Here is a 7,905-nt window from a genome sequence, read left to right on the forward strand (position 1 = left end):
GTCGTCGCGGTCAGCCTGCGCTGCGCCGTCCACAACTGCCTCCAGCGGTCGATCGCCACGGCCCTCCTGTGCCGGTTCGGTGGCGTCTGGCCCACCTGGCAGGCCGGCGTGCGCACGACGCCGTTCGCCGCCCACGCCTGGGTCGAGGCGGAGGGCCGGGTCATCGACGAGCCCTACCCCGACGGCTACTTCCGCCCGCTGCTCACCGTCGCCCCCAAGCGGCCCGCGCGCACGGTCTGACCGCCGCCGCCCACCGCAACCCCGTCCGGAGGGACCCATGACGCTCCGCCTGACCACCCACACCGTGTCCACCGACACCCACGACGGCGCCGTGCTGCTCAACCAGCGCACCGGGCACTACTGGCAGCTCAACCAGACCGGCGCGTACGCCCTGCAACGCCTGCTGGACGGCCACTCCGTGGACCAGGTCGCCGAGGAGTTCGTGGCCCACTTCGGCATCGCACCGGCCGAAGCACGGCACGACCTCACGGCGATGACCGACCGGCTCCGCTCCTCCGGGCTGGTGGAGGCCGCCTGACGATGCTTAGCCGGCTGTGGACCCTGACCCGGGGGCATCGCCGCGCCCTGGGCGCCGCCCTGCTCCTCACGCTGACCGCGGCCGCCGTGGGCATCGGCCAGCCGCTCGCCGCGAAGGCAGTGGTCGAGGCGCTCACCGCGCACCGCCCGCTGCTCCTGCCCGTCACCGTCCTCGTCGTCCTGCTGCTGGCCCAGGCACTCATCGGCGCCGTCGCCGTCTTCCTGCTGGAGCGCACCGGCGAGCGGTTCGTCCTCGGCATGCGGACCGGACTGACCTCGCACCTGCTGCGGGTCCGCATGGCGGCCTTCGACCGCCTGCGCGTCGGCGACCTCATGGCACGCGCCTCGACCGACGTCGCCGTCCTGCGCGAGGCCCTGACGCACGTCTCCGTCCAGATCGCCACCAACCTGTGCGTCGCCCTGGGCAGCGTCGCGGCGATGTTCGTGCTGGACCCGGTCCTGATGCTGCTCATCCTCGGCGTGCTGCTCGCGTGCGGCCTCGTGATCCACCGGCTGTCGGCGGAGATCGGCCGCTCGTCGACGCAGGTGCAGACCGCCGTCGGGGCGATCTCGGCCGGACTGGAACGCGCCCTGTCCGCCCTGCGGACCGTCCGGGCCAACCGTGCCGAACAGCGGGAGGCCGACCGCCTCGACGCCCTCGCCCGCACCGCCTACGACGCCGCGCTGCGCGGCGCCCGGCTCACGGCCGTGATCGCCCCCACCGCCCAGCTGGCCATCAACGCCGCCTTCGTCCTCGTCCTGCTGCTCGGCGCGGCCCGGGTCGACCAGGGGGCCCTCTCGCTCGGCGCCCTCGTGGCCATGCTGCTGTACGCGACCCAGCTCACCGGGCCCGTCACCGAGCTGATGGAGGGCGTGGCCTCGGTGCACCGGGCCAAGGGCGCCGCCGAACGCGTCCAGGAGGTCCACGAGCTCCCCACCGAGGACACCACCGCCCCGCGCTCCACCTCCCAACCAGTGCACGACGCACCGTCGTTGGAGATCAGCGACCTCCGGTTCGGCTACGACCCCGACGCACCGGTCCTCCGGGGCCTCTCCCTCACCGTCCCCCGGAACGCGCTCGTCGCCCTGGTCGGCCCGTCCGGGGCCGGCAAGTCGACCACCTTCGCGCTGATCAACCGCTTCTACGACCCGTGGAGCGGCACCATCCGCCTCGACGGCCGCCCGGCGGACGAACTCGGCCTCCACGAGTGGCGCTCACGGATCGGCTGGGTCGAACAGGACTGCCCGGTCCTGCACGGCACCCTGCGCGACAACCTCTGCTACGCCGCCCCCGACGTCACCGACGACCGGCTGTGGGAGGTCCTCGACCTCGTCAACCTCACCGACAAGGTGAACTCCCTGCCCGCCGGACTCGACACCGAGGTCGGCGAACGCGGAGCCCGCCTGTCCGGCGGCGAACGCCAGCGCATCGCCATCGCCCGAGCCGTCCTGGCCCGCCCCGCCCTGCTCCTGCTGGACGAACCCACCGCCCACCTCGACCCCGCCAACGAGGCCGCCCTGACGGTCAACCTGCACGACCTCCGCAAGGAGTGCGCCATCCTCGTCATCGCCCACCGGACGTCCACGATCGAGTCCGCCGACACCATCGTCACGCTCACGAACGGCACCACCTCCGCCACCGGCCCCCACGCCGACGTCCTCCGTACCCACCCGGGCTTCCAGCACCTCAGCGGCCAGTGACGGTTACCGGCTGTGACAGTTACCGGCCCGATGCTTGGCGGGGGGCCGGCACAGCAGTCAGGTCGAGGGGACTTCCTCACCCCCGGATGCGTTCGGCTCGGCCAGAGCCAGTCGGGCGACCACGCCATCCGCGAGTTGGCCGACGAGCTCCGGCGCCAGCCCGGCCTGGGTGGCCGCGTCCACCACCATCCCCCGCACCAGCACTTGCTGCTCGCGCGTGAGAGCGGGGATCACTTCGGGCTCGGCGGTCCGGCGGAAGAGCCGCCGGAACAGCGCAACCGATCCTTTCGCGGCTCCGTCCACCGCCGCGTCGGCCAGCTTCTGACGAGCGCTCTCCAGCGTCAGCCAGAGCAGGGGCGTGACCAGCGGAACGATGTCGGCGACCCCGAACCCGAGGGGATCGCGACGCCCCCGCCCGCGAAGCCGGGCGAGCACCTCGGCGTCACCGTACCGCAGCAGGCCCTCGACGAGGATCGTCTCCTCCGGCGCGACGTCGGCCACCACCGCGCGCACGACGTCACGAACGAGAACCCCACCGCCCCGATCTGCCGGTGAACCCAACACCCGCACCTCCAAAGGTAGTTCACAGATCCCATGGGAGTCTCGCAGATCACGGCGAAACCGCAACGGCGGACCGTGACACTCCGCCCCCGGTCACACAGAGAACCACTACCGCATCGGTGCGCCGTGCGGTACACAGATGGGCATGCCTCCGCCGAAAGTGGACGAGCGCGTGTTCATCGCGGGCACCACCCTGCGTTTCGGACTTCTGGTCGTGCTGTTCGTGACGACGAGCCTGACGATGATGTCCGAGAGCCTGACCGTGCTACGTGGCTATCCGGACAGCAAGGCGGTCGGCTGCATGCTGGCCGCGGGCGTGGACCCCGACGGCAGCAGCAGCCCGACGGTACTGCGGGTGATCTACGACACCCGGGTGCGCAAGGCGTACGACACGTGCGTCCACGATGCGGTGGGGCCGCGCCCGTGGCTTCTGCTCGGGCTGCTGCTGCTCCTTCTCCTGGTGGCCGCCGGCCTCCTCTACTGGGTTCTCCCGTTGTGGCGCGAGCGGCGCAGGCGCCTCGTCCTGATCGACCCGTTCGGGTTCCGGGCGCACCCCTGGCTCCTTCGGACGCTGGAGGAGCTGGTGGCGAGGGCGGGCGTGGAGACGGGGCCGAGGTTCATGCTCGACCCGGTGGCCGTGTCGGCGAGCGCCGTCGTGTTCGGCAGGCGCGGGAGGTACACGGTCAGCCTGAACACCGGTCTCGTCGCCGGCGCGCAAGCCGATCCGGAGGGGTTCCGCGCGGTCGTGCTGCACGAGCTCGCCCATCTTCGCAACCGGGACGTGGACATCACCTACGCCACCGTGGCGCTCTGGCGGGTCTTCCTGATCGCGGTGCTGCTGCCGAACGCCGGCTACCAGATCGAGGAGCTGATCCGCAATCAGTTCCTCGGCTCGGGAGGACCGTTCTGGAGCGCCTCCCGCCCGGCCATGGTGATCTCCCTGGCCTTCTCGGCCTTCCTGGTCGTGCTGGTCCTGCTGGCCCGCGCCGACGTTCTCCGGAGCCGCGAGATCTACGCCGATCTGGAAGCCGTCCGGCGCGGCGCGGACCAGGGTGCCTGGACACGCCTCGGCCGCGAGCAGGCCGATCGCGGCCGGTTCCGTCGGGCCCTGGCAGCGTTCGGCGACGCGTGGCGGACGCATCCGCGCTGGCGTCAGCGCCAGGAGTCACTGGTGGAACCGGCGGCCCTGTTCGGTGTGCAGGCGATGCCGATGTTCCTGACCGGCGCGGCTGCCATGACGATCGGGTTCCAGCTGTCGGACCTCAAATCGAAGGCCGAAACCGGGCACGGGTGGATGACGTCCGGGGCCGTGGCCACGGCGGTCCTGATCGCAGGGGTCGCCGGTGTCGCACTCTGGCGGGCAGCGGTGTACGCGGCGCTCACCGACCGGAGGCCTCCGTCCGGAACGCGTGCGGGGCTCTGGATCGGCCTCGGAACGGTCGCGGCCACCCTGGCCCTGGCGCCGACCGACTTCCACCACTGGCTGCCGGCCGAACCGGCGGTGCTCCTGACCCTGGTCGGGATCACCGTCCTGGCCACTCACTGGACGGCGGCTCACGCGAGCCTGAGCGTAGCGACCTGGCGCGGTTCCCGCCTCGCACCGGTGGCCGTGCTGAGCCTCGCGGTGATGTGCTGTTTCCTCGCTCTCTGGATGCGCTGGTGGCTGGACGGGGGGCTGGGATTCACCGCCGGCACCACCCATCCGTCCGGGTGGGCGGAGACGCTACTCGGGCGCGATGCCGCCCAGGCAGCCCGAGGAGACACCGGCGTGCTGACGGCGGTCGTTCCGGTCTGGTGGGTGCTCTTCTCCTTCGCACCGCCGGGCCCCTTCGCCTGGATCTCCGCCGTTCTCTGGCTGGTGGCGCTGCCGGCCTGGTGGCGTGAGCCTGGAGACGAGGCACCACGATGGCTGCGGCGGGCCCTGCCGGACGTGCCCGATCTGCCGGGACCGACCTACCGGTTTCCCTCCACGCGTCGGCTCGTGCGGGACACACTGCTCGGCGCGTTGCTGTCGCTGACCGCCGGTGTGGCGGTGATGGCCGTCATGCACGCCTGGTGGCCACAAGGCGAGCAGGTCACCGGGTACGACCTCGCGGTGTTCTGGGGCTGGCTGATCGTCGCCCTGGCCGCGGCAAGCCTGCTCGTCGCGACGGTGGTGGCCGTGACGACGCCACAACACGCCTTCCTGACCGCGCTGGTGACGACAGGCGGCGCCGGCGTGCTCGGCCTCGCCGCCTGCTATCTGCTGACCACGTTCGACGGCTGCCTCGGGCCGCTCAACGTGCTCTCCCAGCGGTGCACGTGGACGCTCGCGCCGACCTGGCAACCCGTCGCCTCGACGATGGCGCCCTACGTGCTGGCCGGCCAGCTCTTCGCAGCCGCGATCGCCACCATCCTCGTACTCGGCGTTCGACGGCTACCGGGCAGCCGGCCAAGGCCGTTGGCGGTGCGCCCCACACCGCGCCCTGGCAACCACGGCAGGCGCCTCGCGCTCGGATGGGCCGGCGCATCGACGGTCGCCGTCCTGGTGACCTCGTCGCTGACGTCGGCACCGACCCACGCCGCCGAGGCCCGGCCGACCGGGACCGTCAGGCCGCAATCGGTGAAATCGGCCGTGACACGGGGGAACCAGGAGTTCGCCTGGATGTACTTCGGCGGCAAAACCCTGTTCGAACGGTTCTCCCACGGCTTCGCCGGCATGGGAGCGGCGGTGGCCCAGGACCCGGTCGACTACACCGCCGTGCACACGGCGTGCACCGACCTCGCCGACGCGGTACGCCTCGCGGACGACTACTTCCCCATGCCCAACCAGCAGACCGACGACCTGTGGGAACCGCTTCTGGCGATCCTGCGCACCGCAAGCGCCGACTGCATCGACGCGGCCGACCAGAAGGATCCGCTGCTGTTCCAGCTGGCGAACGTCCGACTCCTCGCCGGCGGAATCGCGATGAAGACCGTTGCGGACCTGGTCACCAGCGACATCGCCGCTGCCGCGCAGGCCGCGGACCAGCAGCACTGAACGTCGCCGCCAGGACGGCGATCGGGCAGCGGGTCACAGCGAAGAGAGGTCGATCTCCACCGGGTACGGCGCCGTCGCCTTGACCAGGCCGGTGAAGACCTCGCCCACCCTGTAGCGCCGGCTCGCCGGGTCGAGGACGTAGGTGTGGACGATCGGGACGACGCCGGCGGCCTGCTCGATCCGCCAGTAGAACGGGATGCCCGCCGTCGCGTACTGGTCCAACTTGACCACCCGGTCGGTGGTCTCCGAGCCCGGTGACACGACCTCGGCGAGCAGCAGGACGTCCGCGGGTCTGGTCGGTGACTCGTCGATCGTCTCCGCGCGGTAGACCACGACGTCCGGACGGCGGTTGTTCAGCGGCACGTCCTGGAGACGGACGTCGAAGTCCGTGTCGACGTTCCACTCGCTCCCGCCGGCCGCGTCCAGCGCGTTCGCCAGCAGCCGGGCCAGCCGCTTGTGGCGCTTGGAGGTTCCGGGGCGGGCGATGACGATGCCGTCGACGATTTCGATGTCCGCGCACTGCACCGCGCACCAGGAGTCGTACTGCTCGCTGGAGACATGCCCGCGTGGTTCCCGCATGCGCCACAGCCTAGGCTTCCGGGCCCTCGGGGACGGATGGTTCGAGGGCTGTTCGATATCCTCTCGGTGATCGGCAGCGCGATGGCTGCCCCTGGGGGAATGGGTGGCCGGGATGCGTTCGTCGTCGTCGTCCGAGCGCGGCGTGCCGGAGGCGGCGTGGCAGTGGGACGGGGAGGACGGTGGCCACGCGGGCGCGGCGGCCGGGGACGTGGTCGGCGGCGGTGGTGGTGACGGGCCGCGGGTGAGCCGGCGCGCGTTGCTGGTCGGGGCCGGGGTGCTGGCCGCCGGCGGGGCCGCGTGGGCGTTCGGCCGCTCCCGGGAGGACCGGCCGGCTCCGAAACCGACCGCGCCGGCGCCCGTCGCCGTGTCCGGCCCGACGCCGGTGTGGACCTACCGCGGGCCCGAGGCCATGACGCCCGAGCGGCTCACCTCCCACCCGAACCGGCCGGTGTACGTCACGAGCGCCGGCCTCCAGCTGCTCGACCCGGCCACCGGCGCCCCGACCCGGCTGCTGCGCCTCGCCCCGACGGAACGGCAGTACGGCGACGACCCGACCGTCGCCCGCGTGGTGATCAGCGGCGACCGCGTGTTCACGACCTCCCAGGGCCACATCGACGGCCGCGACCTCGGCGACCCCTCCGCCGACCTCACGGTCGCCCTGCCGGAGGCCGTCACCGACGACGTCGTCCTCGCCGGCTGCGACGGCACGACCCTCTACGGCACCGCCTATGCCAAGCCCACCCAGGACGACAGGATCCCGGGGCACAAGGCGTTCGCGGTGCGCATCGCGGACAGCACGCTGCTGTGGTCCTCCCCCGCCGACCTCGGCGAGAAGCTGCTCGCCCCCTCGGCCGGCCCGACCGGCGTCATCGCCTCCGCCCGCACCTCCGAGGGCCGCACCGAGCTGGTCGTCCGGGACGCCGCGACCGGGCGGCAGCGCTGGACGGCCGCGGGCAGCGAGAACCTCCGCTGGTGCGCGGTCGGGCAGCGCGCCGTCCACGTCCCGGACGGCTCCGGCGGCCTGCGCGCCCTCGACCTGGCCACCGGCGCGGCGCTGTGGACGCTGCCGCCCCGGGGCGAGAACTGGCGTGCCATGCCTCCGCTGGTCGCGGGCGCGGCGGTCTTCCTTCCGCGCGACAACGGCCTGGTCACCGCCCACTCGGAGGCCGGCCCGGACGCTCACTGGTCGCTCCGGCTGCCGTTCCTGCTGGACGCCCGCAGCCACCCGATGCTGGTCAACGGCGTCCTCTACGTCCCCGGCCCGGCGGGCGGCGGCGTGTGCGCGGTCGACGCCGCGACGGGCCGCCTGCTGTGGACCTTCCGTGACTCCGGCCCCGGCAAGGACGTCTGGTCGCTCGCGGCCGACGGGACCTGCCTGTACGCGGGCCACGACGACGTCCTGCACGCGCTCCCGCTGGCCACGGTCTAGGGCCACGGCACTAGGCTGCCCCGGTGCAGGTGCGCCCGATCTCCCCCGACCTGCTCGCCGAGCACCTCGCCGAGCGGAT

Annotated in this window: 7 protein-coding genes; 5 read left to right on the forward strand and 2 right to left on the reverse strand. The window is 72.5% G+C overall.

Going from position 1 to position 7,905, the window contains the following annotated elements:
• The 3 genes from AB0O00_RS24280 to AB0O00_RS24290 all read left to right on the forward strand — a co-directional run.
• A partial coding sequence (locus AB0O00_RS24280; protein WP_363655059.1) for a lasso peptide biosynthesis B2 protein occupies window positions 1-240 on the forward strand: 240 nt, incomplete at its 5' end.
• Between the two features lie 37 nt (window positions 241-277).
• The gene (locus AB0O00_RS24285) at window positions 278-538 is read left to right on the forward strand and encodes a lasso peptide biosynthesis PqqD family chaperone (protein ID WP_363655061.1); all 261 of its coding nucleotides are present in this window, start codon (window positions 278-280) and stop codon (window positions 536-538) included.
• 2 nt (window positions 539-540) lie between these two features.
• A complete protein-coding gene (locus tag AB0O00_RS24290; RefSeq protein ID WP_363655063.1) occupies window positions 541-2,238 on the forward strand; it encodes an ABC transporter ATP-binding protein in 1,698 nt (565 codons plus the stop codon).
• A gap of 57 nt (window positions 2,239-2,295) precedes the next feature.
• Here the strand turns inward: AB0O00_RS24290 and AB0O00_RS24295 are convergent, their stop codons facing one another.
• A complete protein-coding gene (locus AB0O00_RS24295) occupies window positions 2,296-2,742 on the reverse strand; it encodes a hypothetical protein (RefSeq protein WP_363655065.1) in 447 nt (148 codons plus the stop codon).
• 358 nt (window positions 2,743-3,100) lie between these two features.
• Here AB0O00_RS24295 and AB0O00_RS24300 point away from each other — a divergent pair, with 358 nt between their 5' ends.
• A complete protein-coding gene (locus tag AB0O00_RS24300; protein ID WP_363655071.1) occupies window positions 3,101-5,818 on the forward strand; it encodes a M56 family metallopeptidase in 2,718 nt (905 codons plus the stop codon).
• A gap of 33 nt (window positions 5,819-5,851) precedes the next feature.
• Here AB0O00_RS24300 and AB0O00_RS24305 read toward each other — a convergent pair whose 3' ends face one another.
• Window positions 5,852-6,397 carry a Uma2 family endonuclease gene (locus tag AB0O00_RS24305; protein WP_363655067.1) on the reverse strand — a complete coding sequence of 182 codons (546 nt, stop codon included), beginning with the start codon at window positions 6,395-6,397 and terminating at the stop codon, window positions 5,852-5,854.
• Window positions 6,398-6,509: 112 nt separating this feature from the next.
• Here AB0O00_RS24305 and AB0O00_RS24310 point away from each other — a divergent pair, with 112 nt between their 5' ends.
• Window positions 6,510-7,826, forward strand: a complete 1,317-nt coding sequence (locus AB0O00_RS24310; RefSeq protein WP_363655069.1) for a PQQ-binding-like beta-propeller repeat protein — start codon at window positions 6,510-6,512, stop codon at window positions 7,824-7,826.
• Window positions 7,827-7,905 lie beyond the last annotated feature (79 nt).

Source organism: Kitasatospora sp. NPDC093558, from assembly GCF_040683475.1.
Taxonomy (GTDB): Bacteria; Actinomycetota; Actinomycetes; order Streptomycetales; family Streptomycetaceae; genus Kitasatospora.